General features: G+C 42.4%; 7 protein-coding genes and 1 riboswitch. All 7 genes read right to left on the reverse strand.

The features are described from left to right. Positions 1-2: 2 nt before the first annotated feature. Positions 3-1,298, reverse strand: coding sequence for an InlB B-repeat-containing protein (locus tag DW125_RS05950; protein WP_158549894.1), 1,296 nt, complete (start codon positions 1,296-1,298; stop codon positions 3-5). After that, positions 1,282-7,968, reverse strand: coding sequence for a sortase (locus DW125_RS05955; RefSeq protein WP_021861431.1), 6,687 nt, complete (start codon positions 7,966-7,968; stop codon positions 1,282-1,284). The genes DW125_RS05950 and DW125_RS05955 overlap by 17 nt, the downstream gene beginning before the upstream one ends. Beyond that, positions 7,968-8,795 carry a class C sortase gene (locus tag DW125_RS05960; protein WP_021861432.1) on the reverse strand — a complete coding sequence of 276 codons (828 nt, stop codon included), beginning with the start codon at positions 8,793-8,795 and terminating at the stop codon, positions 7,968-7,970. Before DW125_RS05960 ends, DW125_RS05955 begins: the two co-directional genes overlap by 1 nt. Further along, positions 8,783-10,606 carry a SpaH/EbpB family LPXTG-anchored major pilin gene (locus DW125_RS05965; RefSeq protein WP_021861433.1) on the reverse strand — a complete coding sequence of 608 codons (1,824 nt, stop codon included), beginning with the start codon at positions 10,604-10,606 and terminating at the stop codon, positions 8,783-8,785. Before DW125_RS05965 ends, DW125_RS05960 begins: the two co-directional genes overlap by 13 nt. 432 nt (positions 10,607-11,038) lie before the next feature. After that, positions 11,039-12,724: a formate--tetrahydrofolate ligase gene (locus DW125_RS05970; RefSeq protein WP_117537389.1), complete on the reverse strand. Its 1,686-nt coding sequence runs from the start codon at positions 12,722-12,724 to the stop codon at positions 11,039-11,041. 106 nt (positions 12,725-12,830) lie between these two features. After that, positions 12,831-12,917: riboswitch (ZMP/ZTP riboswitch) on the reverse strand. 247 nt (positions 12,918-13,164) lie between these two features. Then, positions 13,165-15,201 carry a diguanylate cyclase gene (locus tag DW125_RS05975; RefSeq protein WP_021861435.1) on the reverse strand — a complete coding sequence of 679 codons (2,037 nt, stop codon included), beginning with the start codon at positions 15,199-15,201 and terminating at the stop codon, positions 13,165-13,167. A 27-nt stretch (positions 15,202-15,228) separates the two neighbouring features. Next, complete coding sequence (locus DW125_RS05980) at positions 15,229-15,588, reverse strand: Hpt domain-containing protein (RefSeq protein ID WP_021861436.1); 360 nt, start codon at positions 15,586-15,588, stop codon at positions 15,229-15,231. Between the last annotated feature and the right edge of the window lie 43 nt (positions 15,589-15,631).

The raw sequence follows: 15,631 nt of genomic DNA on the forward strand, positions 1-15,631 counted from the left end.
TTTTATTCTTTCCCGGTAAAATATCCCGGGTCATCTTCCTGATCGGTATGTGCATAAGACGAGTCAGTGAAATGTTCCTGATACTTTGTTCCATTACCGCCGGTCAGTTTTCCATCACCTGTAAACATATCTGCATCTTCTTTCACTTCTGTCAGATAAAAATTCGCACGCTTTTTCTTCCAGATGGCATACAGATTATATTTACATTCTTCTGGATTGTCTGCATGCATCCGTTCTTCATCCTTGTACATTACTTCGCCACGCTTTTCTTTACTCCATCCCAGGAACAAATATCCTCTTCTTACATATTGATTGGCAGGAAGCTTTCCTGAATCCAGATATTCCAGCCGGAATACATCCATCGTTCCACTGCCTCCATTTGCATGAAACCGATAGCTGAACTCTTCCGGTTTCCACACTGCGTTGATGCTAAGATTACTTTTTACACAGCTCATTTCCTCCCCGGATCTATCCCATCCTTCAAAACGATATCCTGTTTTTTTCGGTTCCAATGGTTTACCGACACTTTCTCCTCTTGAAACTTCTTTCTTTATTTCCTCTGTCTGCCAGTTTGTACATCTCGGCGCACGAAATGTAACCTGATACTTAGGACGCTCCAGTGTAATTCCTGCAGTTGCTCCTTCATAACGCGTTCCGGAATATGTCTTTAATCCGGTTTGTGCTGCATTTACCTGCAGGTAAACAGTTACGATTGTCACTTCATCTGTGCATTTCTCTTTCGCAAGCTTCTTCGTTCCGGCAGCATCTGTATAATAGAGACATCTGCCATCCGGGCAGTTCTTTGTGACAGACTGCCCGGTAATCTGGCTATGTGCAGGGATTGTAAACGTCACCGGAATATTAAATATATAATAATATCCCTGATTTGCATCCTTACCGGTACTGACCTGCGTCACTGCCGTAAATTCTCCATTCACATATTTTCCAATACGGAAATTATACCGGTTCACTGCATTTCCTGATCCATCTGCTACTTTCAGACTTACATTCCATTTCGTAGACTTTGCACGCAGTTCTTCTATCGTCGGGGCAGTTGTTCTGGATAGTGTCAGCTTTCCGATTGCTGTCTGCACTCCCGGATTTTTATCTTCCGGTGAGAGAAAAGGCATATTTATTCCGTCCAGTCTGATCTCCATGCTACCAGATTTATATGCTGACTCTGCCGCAAATACATTCCATAGAGCCATTCCGGCTGTTGCCAGTACAAGAATGCTTATTGTCAGTATAACGGCAATTCTTTTTCCGGTACAAAGAGACTGTCTATCCTTTTCCTGCATATTTACCTTTCCTCCTTTTTCTTCCTGCATACATTCCCATACTCATACATGCCATCCCTGCGAGCAATAATCCATATCCAATGTGCGCACCTGTCTCCGGAAGTTCTAAAACAGCGCTGTTACTTATCTGGTAAGAAAGATCATAATAATAACAGGAATCCCGAAAAACAACTGCTTTCTCTACATCGGCTCCTTCTTTCTCTGCTTCTTCCTTTTTCAGCACAAGTGGGATTGTTACAGAAATTGGTTTTGTCAGTTTACTTTTTCCATAAACTGTCTGCAATTCTTTTATCTCATACTGTCCGGTTTTAAGCCCGGAAAATGCCAGTTTCCCATCCTTTCCTGATGTGGACACGGCAACCTGCTTTCCATTAGCATCATAGATTCCAAACAAAACTCCGGCAAGCGCATTTCCATGTTCATCTGTTTTCATAATCTGGATCTTTCCGGTTCTTGCACGATTTTCAAATACAGCATGTCCTTCCAGCGTTCTTCTCCCCTGTGACTGTCCGTCACGTCCGATCCGCCAGGTTATCTCCTGGTTTGTTTCATCAATCTTCACACCTTCGTCTGTACAGCTTATCTGTGACAGCCGGTAATAAGGATCTGTCTGCTCTTCCCGCACCGTATAGGTTCCCGGCTGCAGATCTGTAAACTCCAGAGATTTGGTAATATATCCATCCGTTTCTTCCAACAGATACCTGACTTCTTCTTTTGTAAAAGAAAGGATTCCCTGTTGGTTGATTTCCTCGCCCAAAAGCGTTTTTCCATGAAGTGTAAATGAAAACTCCGGTCTCCATTTTTCCCAGTCAATCTCATCTTTTTTAATTTTCTTGAAGATTATAATTTTCCCTTTCTCCGGAACATGCTGGTTCGTAATTGTCGTTTTCAGAAAACTTCTGTTCTCTTCCTCTGTCTCTTCTTCCGTATAAAGCGGTAAATATCCTGTCTCCTTGTTTCCGTCAATAAGTTCTGTCTGTTCTTCCCGGAATTCATAAACATAAGCTCTTCCTTTCTCATCTTCTGCCGGAAGATCCTCAAAGCTTTTTTCATCTTTCCAGTTATTTTCCTCCTGCAAAATTGTTTCCCGGTACGGAATACCATTTTGATACAGATACACTTTTACCTTATCCGGACGGATACCATCCAGATTGTCTTCATCTTCCCACTTCTTCTCTACCTGCAGATTGCATCGCCGGTCCTTAATTTTATTTGTCACCGTCCAGACTCCTTTCTTCTCATCTGTAATCATCCCGTCAGATTCATATCCTTCCGGTACTTCTTCACACAACTCCCACTCTTTCATCTCTGCAACCAGAATGTCTGTTTCCAGCCTCCAGTCATTTTCTTTCGATAATGTATATGTCTTTTCTGTTCCGTCTTTTTTTGCAGAAATAAGAATCTCCGAAGGGCGTTTTCCTGCCGCATTACGATTGTCGTCCCATATCTTCACAAGTTCCGCATGTTCAAGTTTCCGGTTGCTGACTGTTACTGTCCTGCTGTTTTCTTTCGGTTCTCCATCAAAACTCCAACTGTTCTTCGTTCCTTTTTCAATCTTGTACCCCGGTGCACTTCTTATTTCTCTTACTTCATATAATCCATCTGCGCCAGAACTGTAAAGATCCGATGGAAGTCCGGAAAACATTACTTTCGAACTTGTTCCTTCTCCTGTACTTTCTGATTGTGCTTCCATAATTCGTTCGCCTTTCCGGAAGAGAATTTCTCCGTCCGCATTCCGGATCTCTCTGCCTGCATACATACCAAACAGAGCTCCTTCTACCGGATTTCCACTTTCATCTTCTTTTCCAATTTCAATTGTCTGCGTCAGGAGTGTATCTTCTGCTTCCAACCGGAAATCAACATCTTTCACTTCCTGCCTGTCTGCATCTATTACATCTACAACCTGTACGATTGTCTCTGCTTTCGGATAATCTGCAAGACTTCCTTTTATAAATACAAATCCAACCGTCTCTTTTCCTTCTTTTTCTGCTTTCTGTGGCAAAATCTGTACTTCTTCGTCCGAAGGATATACTTCTTTCCTGGAACCGTCACTATACACAAGCTGAAAATTAAAATCTTCCGTTTTATAAACACTTCCTACTGTAAAATCATATTTCGGACTTACGTCCGCCTTCACCGGAACCGGCGAGCCTTCTGTCTCCTCATTTTCGATTCTTGTATTGGCATAGATTTTTTCCAGACTCGTACAATTTCGAAACATATTTTTTACATATTTCATGTTTTTTGTATAAAATCTTGTCAAATCCAGTTCTTTTAATTTTGTACATCTGCTGAACATATCATTTGCATTGATCACACTGGAAGTCTCTATAGCATCAAAATAAATCTTCTCCAACATAACCAGTTGTCTGAACACCGCAGAACTGTCTGCGTTCAGAATGACATCCTGTTCTTCCGTCTGCGTGGAAATCATGCAATTCTGATCTTCCATCCACATCACAACACTTCCATCCTCCAATGAAGATACATCTTTATATGACGCTCCTTCCGGTGCCTTTTCATTTGTAAATGTTATTGTGTCAAGCTTATCTTCCACGCTGTGGAGTATTCTTCGGAATTCTCTTCCGGACTTTAAAATATAACGTCCCTTGCTCGCTTCCGGGTATGTAACAGGCAGTGACTCATCCGTATTGTTATCCGGTACATCCGGCGATGTGACTTTATTCTCCTTTTTGGCATTTTCATCCCATGTCAGACGGACTTCATATATCTCTTCGTCTTTTCGATAGCCATATGGTGCTTCCAGCTCCCGTACTTCATATATTCCAAGTGGAAATAATTCTGTCTTTGTTCCATCTGCCTGTTTGCGTGTGAATTTTATGTTACCGGATTCATCTGTCCTCTTCTTATCGATCAATGTTCCTGTCTTCCACAATACCGAATCATCATCCAGGCAGATATCTTCCTTTGCATACAATCCATAGACAGCTCCTGCCACCTGCCCAGTTCTGTATTGGAACTGCCCCTGTGAAAATCCATGTAACCGGTCACCCATCTTCGTCATCTGGATCTTCCCACGAACCGGGACATCTTGATCCTCCATTTTCATAATTCCATCCGGCGCGTCTTTGAATGTAATTGTAAATTCTTTCTTCTGACTGCATTTATAACCATCAGGTGATACAATTTCTTTCAGTGTGTAATGTCCGTAAGGCAGACGACACATCCCGGCTCCCTGCTTTTCTGTCTCCTCCCCCTGTCCGGTTGTAAATCTGGCAACCGTTTCTCCTTTCTCATCCAGCACAAGATAAGTTGCATCATTTAAAAGCTTTCCGGTCTCTGCCGAACGCTTTGTTAATTCAAAAGAAATCAAATTTTCTTCATTTATTATAGTAATTACTTCCGTTTTTCCTTTTTGCTCTTTCCCAAGGATGACTTTCCTGTCTTCGCTGAATCTGTGCGTTGACACTCCTTCTATCTGATGAATCATATATGTTCCAAATGCAAGTTTTCCGCTTACTGCTTCCCCTTTTTCGTCTGTCGTAAGTGTCTCCACTGCTTTTCCCTGCTCGTTCCGAATCTCAAACCTGGCTCCTGCTTCCGGCTGTGTCACAGTTTCTGTCTTTGACGGACGATCTGTAACCATCATTTTCTTTATGTGAATAAACGCATAATCCTCAAATACATCTTTTGCTTTGAATGTATAGACGAGATGACCGTCTTCTTCTACCGGTGTTTCTTTGGACGAATCAAAGATTTCCGCAAAGGAATAACCTTCTGCTCCTTTTGTCTGTCTTACAAAGAATGATTCGCCAGAGGAAAGCATATCCAGTAAAGCACAGGCTTCTCCTTTTTCATCTGTTACAAGTGTCTGCATCTTCTCTTTTTTCTCATTCAATACTTCAAACTCCGCTCCTGCTTCCGGTGTCTCTTTGCCATCCTTTTCCTTGGTTTTTCGTATCCGTATCTTTTGCGCAGTACTCTCATCTTCCAGATAATAAGATAATAAGCGCTCTTCTCCTGACTTTATCGTCACTTTAAAATCCGGAATCTTTTTATAATTTTCCGCACCTTTACTCTGATGTATCGTATAAATTCCCGGCTCCATCTCCTGACTGTATGCTGTTCCGTTCTCATCAGTAACAAGACTCTCCACCTTTTTCCCGGATGCGTCCAGGATTTCAAATTCAGCACCTTTTTCTGCTTCACATTCGTTCATTCCTGTCTCAGCATCAAATAGTTTCTTTACTTTTGAAATTGCAATACCTGCATATGCTGGCATGTCATGCCCTTTTATCTCATAGATTTTCTGATTTCTTGTAACCGCAACTGTCAGCGGTGCCAGAAAACTGTATCCTCCAATTCCCTGTATCTGTTCCAGACGATAATGTCCATAAGGAAGCCATCCCGATTCTGCCTTTCCTTCTAAATCTGTAAGCAGAGTCTCAACCTTTCTTCCCTGACTGTCATACAGTACAAACGCTGCCCCTTCTTCCGGCATACTGTCTGTACCATCCTGTCTGCCACATGTTTTATGTATACGAATCTTTCCTCTGATCATAGCATCCTGTACAGTAATTTTCTGATCTTCAGTCCGTAAATCCACCGGATAAGCAGTGTCATCCAACAAGAATCCTCTCGGAGCTTCTTTTTCTCTTAAATAATATTTTCCCGGGCGAAGTCCTCCTGCATTCGCCTGCCCCTTCTGGTTTGTGCAAAGTTCCGTTACTTCTTCTCCCGGTACATAGAGCACCCGCTTGTTATCACTGTCCATTATTTCTGTTTCCGCATACAGACCATAAATTGCATCTGCCAGGGATGTCTCCGCACTCTCTTCTTTTTCTGCACTGATCTTTTCAAGCTTAAGTTCTCTGTCTTCCGGATAATTCCACAATTGTACTTTTAGATCTTTCTCCGTCTGTTCTGTGAGCATCACTCCGTCTGCATCGGAAATCCTGTGACCGAAAGGCGCTTTTATCTCTTTTATATTCCATAAGTGGAACTTACTCTGCAAAGAAGCCAGTTCCGCTTGAACTTTTTTATTTATCTCTCTTTTTGCTGCCTTTTCTGCCAGACTTTTATTCTGATAATAGCCATTTTCTGTCGCCTCTGATTTCTTCTTTTTATCCAGATCATCCCAGTTTGACACATATTTTTTTGACACCGTGTATGTCTTCGTCTTCAACAGCCGCTCATAAATATACTGCGCTTTCCCATCTGCATCCGTTATCACATCCACAATCGCTTTTCCGTCACAGCTTAACTGAAAAACAGCTCCTTCCAGTGCTCTTTCTGTACGAATGTCTCTCTTGTCGATCCGAAGTGATACTTTCTGGGATGACTCACCGGCACCTTTTCTTTCTACATTCTTTATGACCGGTTTTGGATTCGTCACAATTTTAAAAACAGCGATCGGCTGATGAGTGTTTCCATCCCTCTCCAGTTTGTAAGTTTTCTCTGTGATCGTATAATCTCCCAGTATATTCTTTGCTTCCGTATAGATCTGATCATATAGAATGATCTGTTTCGATGCACCAAAATCCGGAACCTGACTGATCAGCTTTACCGTCTTTCCTTCCGTCCGGTTGTAGGATGCATGCTGCATATACCAGCTGAATCCCTGGGCGAGCATCTGTCTTTTGTTTTTCGGAAGTTTCATCAGTTTACTGCTCCCGGTAATCCCACGAAGTGTGACTTTTCCTGAAAGCAGATATTCTTGTGCGATACCAATATATTTATATTTCTCATATCCGTTTTTCCGTTCATACATCCAGCTTGTGCGGCTGTCTTTTGTCACATCGAATTCTTTCGCAGGACCAACCGGTGTATCCTGCTCCGCATAGACACACTGCCCCAGTTCGCCATCCATATAATGAAGCAGCACACAGGCATTTTCCCTTATGTACTGTAACCCTTTTCCGGTATTGAACTTTGCATTACTTTTCCACTGATAAGTCACAATGTGACTGCTCGTATCTATTTTCTTTGACAAGCTGTGTCTGGCAGCCTTTGCAGACATTCCCCATATTCCGGTCAGCAATAATATAAGCAGAATTATTCCGCAGATTTTCCGGAAATACTGCTCTACCCGTACATCCTGCGTTTTCTGTATCTTCCTGCATTCTGTCATGCTCCTGTCTCCTTCTTTTCTTCGCTTTCTGACTGAATATACCAGGTAACGGAATTTTCCATTCCCCCGATATGGATGACAGGTCAGAAGCGTAAGCATATCTTTCTCTTTTTTTATTTTCTGTGTTTCTTCCAGCCGGATGATATCCATATCCTGCACTCTATATTCCAGTTTCTGCTCAGGTGTCCGCACATAAATTACATCACCATACTCCAGCTTTTCAATATCCCGGAAATAAGGCTTTCCCCGGTATCCCCGGTGCGCTGCAATGATACAATTCTGCCCTTTTTCCTCTGGAAGTCCACTTTCTTTTAAAATAGCAGCTCCCCACGCAAGATGTTCTTCTGTCTCATTTCTATAAAGTGGCAGCGTCACATTCATTTTCGGGATCTGAATATATCCGTATTCTTCCTGCCTGCTTCCTGTTACACTCCTTCGTCTGCTTTTATGTTCACGCTCATACGTTTTTACAAATGCCTGTACTTTTATCTCCTGCAGATCTGTTGCCACATCCGGATAAAAGTACAGACATATTCCAAGTAACCACAAAACAATCCCCGCAAGCTTTGTCTTTTTCATCACTCAGATGTCCACTTTCTTTTTAAAATTCCAACGCACACAACCATCGACGCTGCGATCAGCAAAGTTTTCCGATACTCCTTTTGCCATCTGGTCTTCCTTTTCTTATGCTTTTCTTCTCTGTATGCTTCCTTCCGGTAAGAAATACGATGTCCTCTGACCAGTAATCTGTGACTGTTCACTCCATACGGCGTGCAGGTTAAAAGCGTCACCAGATCTTGCTCTCCCTGCACATACAGTTTCTTCGTATCATCGGGACGTACAACAGAAATATCGTCCACTTCATATGCCAGGATTTTTCCCAGCACATGAATATAAAACTGATCTTTTTTTCTGACCTCTTCCAAATCTGTAAATAATTTTGCTTTATCCAGTCCTGTATGCCCGGTAAGTACTGCATGGGTTCCTTTACCGCCAACCGGAACACTTGTCGCACCGAGGTGCCCGATTCCTTTTTCCAGCACCTCACCGTCCGTTCCATGATATACCGGAAGATATATACGGATTCCCGGAATATCCACATATGCCATTACTTCACTTCCGGGGATATGTAATATCTCCCGGTAATCCTTTCCGGTATTTTTTTTACTCTGTTCTGATGAAAATGGATCTGTCAGTATCACATCCGCTTTTGCAAGATTCGCATTGTAATCTCTTGCTTCCCGCATAAGATTTTGATAATTTTTCTTCGGAAGTTCCCTGCTCTTTTTTTCATATACCTGTATCCGGGAACCTGCTTCTTTTTCATACAAACTGTTACTGATCCATGGATAAGAAGCCATTCCGATCCCTGCCAGGATCAATCCGATCTGTATTATTTTACGCATGGAGTTTTTTCATCTTTTTTTCTTTTTCCGGTAGTAAACATCATTCCTGTTCCTGCCAGGATCACACCTGCGATCGTAAGCAGATACAGCCCTCTTCCTCCTGTCTTCGGAAGCGAAAAACCTTTTGCATTCTGCACTTCCATTTTCACAAGCGCATTTGTAGAAGCCGGATCAGTGGAAGATTTCTCCATTATTGCATTTGTCCCATCGACTGTTGCAGAAGCCGCTGTAACCTGCACCGAGCTTTCTGTTCCTTTTGCCGAACTGCTTACTACACCTTTTGTCCCGTGGATCACAATCTGAAGTGGTTCTTTCAAGAGACTGTATCCCTGATCCGAATGTGTCTCTGTCAGCACGTAAGTATCTCCTTCCAGTCCATGGATCAAGAGCGTTCCGTCCGCTGCAGGTGTAAAGTCTGTTGCTTTATTTCTTTCTTCTTCTTTTCCTGTCACATAGTAGACACCGTCTGTTCCATTCGCCTTTACATAATATCTATCTGTCTGATTCTGCAATACAAACTGTACCTGCGTGGCATCTCCTTTTCCATCTGAAAATGTCTTTTTCAAATGGATCCCATAAGTATAAACAAGTGCCTTATCATCCTGCGTGTCGTAATAAGAGTCGCTTGTTCTTCTCCATTCAAGCGTAACATCGTTTGGATTTCCTTTATCTCCGGTTACAACCGATTCTTCAGATCTGACGGTTGCGGTATAATACACAACCAGATATTTATCCGAATAATTTTCGTTAATTTCTTTTAATCCTTCTTTTGTCATGCCAAGAAGCATCTGGGAACTTTCATCCTCATTTTTCGTATAATCCTGTGTGAATTTTCCTGAATCCTTCGTCCACACTGCCACCGCACCGCTTCCGGCGACATTATCTATATTTGTTGTTGTTGCTTTTTCTGCGGAATCATAAAATGCAAGAACTGCATTTTCTCCATAGCGAAGACCTTTCGCCATTGTATCTTTGAATGTGTATTTACTAAGATAAGTTGATGTGCTTGTAATATGCGGAAGTTTTGATATAAACTGATAATCCAGTGCTGCACCTTCTGAAGCTGTCACCGTGTCTTTGTACCCAGATTTTCCATCTGCCCGGTCTTTTACCTTCTTATCCAGTGTCGGATCTCCAGTCTGGTTCTTCGGATAACAGGTCACATCATAAAACCAGCTTTCTCCACCTGCATCCGTCATCGGAAGCTGTACAAACCACGGATCTGTCGTATCGGTAACATCCTCGGGTACTTTCGTCTCTACAAGCAGATACAAACCAAGTTCCAGACCTGCTTTCGTTGTCTTTCCGGTTGTGTCCGTGAGCGTCATCTTCTCTCCGGCTTTTACATAATCTTCCAAACGGTTCTTCGTTGTCACATTATCCGCAAGTGCATTCCTCATGGCTGTCTGAATCTGATCTGCTGTATAATAACAGGTTCCATCTTTTGTCTCTGTGGCTGCTTTCTTCTCCAGACCTAAAATCTTCTCCAAAATATCCGGGATTCCATATATTAGTTTCACATCCCCATTCTTACTGTATGTATCCACATCTCCGACACGAAGACAGGTAAATTCCACACCTTCCATTGCGTAATCCTTTAACTTGTTCTCTACAGATTCATCTTTCCGCCCGTTTCCCGGTTCTCCTGCCTGTATACCAGCTTTGCCGGCGCCTGTTATATCATACTTGTAAATCGTAAGTGAACCTTTTTTCGATGTGTCTACAATGTGTTCTGCTGCAAATGCGGGAAATACGCTTCCCACTGCCAGTGCAAGCGCAATTACAAATGCACTTAATCTTCTTTTCTTCATAAAATGTTCTCCTTTCCCTTGTCTTGCATTATGGCAATCCCAGGATAATTTGAGAATTGGTTCCAGAGCTACGTCTCTTATAAATACAATCCTCCTTCGAAGAAACATCACTCTCCCATAATTAAACTAACTGTCTTCATCGGATCTTGTTTTGAAAATAAAACACCGAATGTAAGATGCCTTACGGCTAAGAATCACTTTCTGGATTACAGAATGTTCTCCTAAAAGTGAATATAGAATAACACGAGTTTTTCTTTTATGCAAGCTTATTTTTTATAATATTTGTCAGCTCTTTCTCCGATATTTTTTCTCCGAATACACAAAATGCAGAGTCTGCCACTGGCAGTTTCCTCCGTATACCATAACAATATCAGAACCAAAACACCGCACAGACTCTATTCGTCTGTGCGGCATCCATATTTTCTCTTATTCTTAGAAAAGACCTGTAATTCTGCCTTCATCATCTACGTCTATACGCTCTGCTGCCGGTACTTTCGGCAGTCCAGGCATAGTCATAATATCTCCGGTCAGTGCGACAATGAATCCAGCTCCTGCAGAAATTTTCAGATTTCTTACTGTAATCTCAAAATCTTCCGGTGCGCCAAGTTTCTTTGGGTCATCCGTCAGACTGTACTGCGTCTTCGCCATACAGATTGGTGCATTGTCAAATCCAAGTGCTGTAAGCTGATCTGCCTGCTTCTTCGCATTTGCAGTCAGTACCGCTCCTTTACCGCCATAAATTTTCTGTACGATCTGGTTGATCTTATCTTCAATCGTTCCTTCCAGCTCATAACTGTAATGGAAGTCACTTGGTTCATCACACAGACGGATTACTTCTTCTGCCAACTTGATTCCGCCTTCTCCACCTTTTGCCCACACTTCGGAAAGTGCCACATTCACACCTGCTTCTTTACATTTTTCTTCAATTAACGCAAGTTCTGCCGGTGTATCTGTCGGGAATGCATTGATTGCAACTACGCAAGGAAGTCCATATACATGTTTAATATTATGTACATGTTTCATAAGATTCGGAAGTCCCTTCTCAAGTGCTTCCAGATTCTCTTCATTAAGCTCCTGTTTCGGAACTCCTCCATTGTATTTCAGTGCACGTACAGTTGCAACGATCACTACCGCATCCGGCTTAAGACCTGCCATACGGCATTTGATATCCAGGAACTTCTCTGCTCCAAGATCCGCTCCAAAACCTGCCTCTGTGATCGCATAATCGGCTAATTTTAATGCCATCTTCGTTGCTGTCACAGAGTTACATCCGTGTGCAATATTTGCAAACGGACCACCATGCACAATTGCCGGAACATGTTCCAATGTCTGTACAAGATTCGGCTTCAATGCATCTTTCAGAAGTGCACACATCGCGCCTTCTGCATGCAGATCATGCGCTGTTACCGGTTTCTGCTCGGACACTTTTCCATATGTGTATCCGACAATCAGTTTACCGAGACGTTCTTTCAGATCCTTGATATCATTGGACAGACATAAAACTGCCATAATCTCAGAAGCAACTGTAATATCATAGCCATCTTCTCTCGGTACACCGTTGACTCTTCCTCCCAGACCATCTGTTACAAAACGAAGCTGTCTGTCATTCATATCCACGCAGCGTTTCCATACGATCTTTCTCGGATCAATGCCAAGCTCATTTCCCTGATAAATGTGATTATCGATCATTGCTGCAAGCAGATTATTTGCCGCACCAATCGCATGGAAATCGCCTGTAAAATGCAGGTTGATATCTTCCATCGGAACGACCTGTGCATATCCGCCGCCTGCTGCTCCGCCTTTCATTCCAAATACCGGTCCGAGAGAAGGCTCTCTTAAAGCAACCATAACCTTCTTATCCAGCTTCTGCATCGCATCCGCAAGGCCTACCGTTGTTGTTGTCTTACCTTCCCCTGCCGGAGTTGGATTGATCGCAGTCACCAGAATCAGTTTACCGTCTTTTGCTTCTGACTTTTTCAGCAGATTATAATCAATCTTTGCTTTGTATTTTCCATACTGCTCCAGATATTTATCCGGGATTCCTGCTTTTTCTGCTATCTTCGTAATCGGTTCCATCGTACATTCCTGTGCAATTTCAATATCTGTTTTCATCGTCATATCCTCCTGATCTGTGTCCTTTTTACCGACAGTTTCTCTCGGTCCTTTATTTTCTCCTGTCTATACAATAGTAGTAAAATAAAGGACAACATCTATCCTTTCGAATAAATGTTGCCCAGACGGTCGGCTTGTCTTTCTAATACTTGATTCCCCTGTGGTTCTCCACAATTATCCGTCAGTAATCAGTACCTATATCTGCCAATTATAATATTATAGAAAAATACAATTGTCAAGACTTTCTCCTTTTTAGTTCTTCCAGTTTTTTTAATGCTTATTTCTTCCCTTTTTTCTGAATCCTTTTTCCTATAATTCTAAATCAGGCCGTACCAGATAACGGTATCTCAAAACTGCTCCTCATATTTCCACTCACTTTTCCCGATGTGACCCGCTGTCTTTCTGTTATCTGATTTTGTCGTCCATATTCAGAAGTTCACTAACTTTTAGTACTGCCCCCCCCCAGATTTTTCAGACATTTCTATTATCTTTCCTATCTTCTCATGTTCTTTCTGGGCAGAATCAAACATTACAACATCCGTATCGTAAACCATCTCCTGTATCTCACCTTCTATATCTTTGAGACAGGTAAGAAGCAGCGGATTAAATGCACCGCACTCTCCGTTCAGAATCATCTGCATTGCTTTCTCATGGGAATAGCTTGCCTTATATACACGCTTGCTCACCAGTGCGTCATACACATCTGCCAGTGATACAACCTGTGCACTGATCGGAATATCTTCTCCTTTCAGTCCATCCGGATATCCTCGTCCGTCGTAACGTTCATGATGCCATCTGCAGATCTCTCTCGCTGTCTTCACCAGAGGTTCATCCTGATAATACTGTAAATCTTCCAGAATCTCCACACCAATCACAGTGTGTTGTTTCATAATCTCAAATTCTTCATCTGTAAGCTGGCCTTTTTTATTCAGAATCTTATCATCAATCCCGATCTTACCGATATCATGCAGGGAAGATGCCATCACGATCAGATCACGATCCATCCATGATAAATGATACTGATCCGAGATCTGAACCAGTCTTCCGAGCAATAACTGTGTCAATACATTGATATGCTGCACATGCGGTCCACTTTCACCATTACGGAACTCTACAATATGACTCAGAATTCCGATCATGATCTTACGGCTTTCTTCTTTTGCACGGATTTGTTCTGTCAGAATTGCTGTCAGTCTCCGCTGTTTCGCATACAGCTTGATCGTATTATAAACACGCTTATATACAATCTGCGCATCATACGGTCTGCTGATATAATCCGATACACCCATCTCATATGCACGACGGATAAAAGATGCGGAATCTTCACTGGAAATCATGATAACCGGAATCTCTTCGATCATATCTTTTTCATTCATGTGTCCAAGAACTTCAAATCCATCCATGATCGGCATTACAATGTCCAGAAGCACCAGTGATATCTCGCATCCGTACCGTTCCAGGACTTCCAGTGCTTCCTTTCCATTCTCAGCCTCAAGTATATCAAATTCATCTTTCAGCATCTCGTATAAGATCTCTCTGTTCATCTCGGAATCATCAACAATCAGTATCCGCTGGCGCTTTTTCTTCTTTGCGTTCACCTGTGGCAGGCTGTCATCCATGGCAATGGTTCCCCATTCTGTCACGATTGCATTCTTATGTGACTTTGCCTGATACATATAACGGTCCGCACGTGCAATTGCGTCCCAGATCTGCTCTCCCTGAGCCATAACCGCTCCAACACTGGCAGAAATCCTGCTTCCGATACTCTCCGGCATCTCCACCAAACAGATCTGTCTGCGGATATCACGAAGCTTCTGTTCAAAAGAATCTTCCGATATTCCCGGCATAATCAGCAAGAACTCATCACCGCCATAGCGAATCAGGGCATCTGTCTTACGGATCATCTTCTTGATTACAGCAACTTCTGTCTTTAAAAATGCATCCCCGATATCATGTCCGTATGTATCATTTGCTAATTTGAAATCATCCAGATCGAACATTGCAACTCCGGCATGCATGGATTTCTTCTTGATCTGGTCTTCATAATATCTGCGGTTGTATGCTCCTGTCAGAGCATCCGTATACAATGCTTCATAAAATGCTTTCGTATCTTTGATCTCATCTGACTGAGCAATGTCTGCTCCATTTCCCAGATTCTGTATCATCTCCAATACACAGGACTGCCCGTCAACTTCCACATACTGTGCAGTTACCTCATATAGTTCTGTGCCTATATATTTCAGCTGTGTCTTCCGTGCTTTCTCTTTCAACGCAACTACGCAAACACAATCGTCGCAGTATTTCCCTGCGCCAAGGCATGACTCTTTCCAGTAGTTTTCGCCTTTTCCTGCCTGCGTTGTATTTTCTTCTTTGAGTTCTTCTGCACTGAGCAGTCGGACTTTACTGTATATCCGTCTAAAAATCTCCAATTGTTCTTCTGCCTGTTCTTTTGTCAGCCTTATCTCTGATAACTGTGTATCCATTTATTCTCCTTTTAGCCGTTCCGGCTTTTAATTCTGTTCCTGCTGCCACTCCCTGATTGCTTCTACTGTGATCTGATACTGTTTCTGTACCGCTGCAAACTGTTCTTCATACCCTTTGAGCTCACGATCTCTTAATGCCTCTGTTAGTTCAGCGCTCACTTCGTATAACTTCTGAAAGCCAAGATTCAGACATACTCCTTTTAATGTATGTGCACCTCGGAAAGCTGTCTCTGCATCTTTTGCTTCAATGCCATCTGCGATCATCTGGTAGCTTCCGTCACTTAAGAAACTTCCTGTAAAACGTTCTACCAGCGCATCGCTGCCCATTCTCTGCAGAACATCATCATAACTTGCTCCCATTTTTTCATAACACTCTCTTATATCCATCTCTATGTCCTCCATTACTCTGATTTTCTATAAAAAATGATAC

The sequence above is a fragment of the Dorea sp. AM10-31 genome (assembly GCF_003435815.1).
In the GTDB taxonomy this organism is placed as follows: domain Bacteria; phylum Bacillota; class Clostridia; order Lachnospirales; family Lachnospiraceae; genus Dorea_D; species Dorea_D hominis.

What these genes read in the sequence shown, in the direction of transcription:
- DW125_RS05955 (WP_021861431.1), bottom strand. Translation starts at nt 7,968, where the DNA reads ATGAAAAAGACAAAGCTTGCGGGGATTGTTTTGTGGTTACTTGGAATA.
- DW125_RS05975 (WP_021861435.1), bottom strand. Translation starts at nt 15,201, where the DNA reads ATGGATACACAGTTATCAGAGATAAGGCTGACAAAAGAACAGGCAGAA.
- DW125_RS05970 (WP_117537389.1), bottom strand. Translation starts at nt 12,724, where the DNA reads ATGACGATGAAAACAGATATTGAAATTGCACAGGAATGTACGATGGAA.
- DW125_RS05965 (WP_021861433.1), bottom strand. Translation starts at nt 10,606, where the DNA reads ATGAAGAAAAGAAGATTAAGTGCATTTGTAATTGCGCTTGCACTGGCA.
- DW125_RS05950 (WP_158549894.1), bottom strand. Translation starts at nt 1,298, where the DNA reads ATGCAGGAAAAGGATAGACAGTCTCTTTGTACCGGAAAAAGAATTGCC.
- DW125_RS05960 (WP_021861432.1), bottom strand. Translation starts at nt 8,795, where the DNA reads ATGCGTAAAATAATACAGATCGGATTGATCCTGGCAGGGATCGGAATG.
- DW125_RS05980 (WP_021861436.1), bottom strand. Translation starts at nt 15,588, where the DNA reads ATGGATATAAGAGAGTGTTATGAAAAAATGGGAGCAAGTTATGATGAT.